Source organism: Halomonas sp. BC2, from assembly GCF_002078115.1.
Lineage (GTDB): Bacteria > Pseudomonadota > Gammaproteobacteria > Pseudomonadales > Halomonadaceae > Vreelandella > Vreelandella stevensii.
Window position 1 is genome coordinate 1 of the sequence record NZ_LFGT01000006.1, and the last position, 628, is coordinate 628.

General features: G+C 52.7%; 1 other annotated feature.

Going from position 1 to position 628, the window contains the following annotated elements:
* The first annotated feature begins 101 nt into the window (after positions 1 to 101).
* Positions 102 to 602: a sequence feature (23S ribosomal RNA rRNA prediction is too short), on the plus strand.
* Positions 603 to 628: the final 26 nt, after the last annotated feature.

The window sequence follows — 628 nt, forward strand, 5'->3', positions numbered from 1 at the left end:
CGTTTCTACGTAAATTGTATTGTGATACGTCTCAAGCGTATCCGGCAATCGTTATCATTGCGAACCCCAGACTCCTTCGGGTTATAGGGTCAAGCAATGAAGCGCACACGGTGGATGCCTAGGCAGCCAGAGGCGATGAAAGACGTGGTAGCCTGCGATAAGGTTCGGTGAGGTGGCAAACAACCTGCGACCCGGACATCTCTGAATGGGGAAACCCACTCATCACAAGATGAGTATCTTGCGCTGAATACATAGGCGCAAGAGGCGAACCAGGGGAACTGAAACATCTAAGTACCCTGAGGAAAAGAAATCAACCGAGATTCCCCTAGTAGCGGCGAGCGAACGGGGACCAGCCCTTAAGCGTGTGACGGATTAGACGAACAGACTGGGAAGTCTGGCCATAGCGGGTGATAGCCCCGTAGTCGAAAATCTGATCACGTGAAATCGAGTAGGTCGGGGCACGAGAAACCTTGACTGAAGACGGGGGGACCATCCTCCAAGGCTAAATACTCCTGGCTGACCGATAGTGAACCAGTACCGTGAGGGAAAGGCGAAAAGAACCCCGGAGAGGGGAGTGAAATAGATCCTGAAACCGTGTGCGTACAAGCAGTAGGAGCCCACTTGTTGG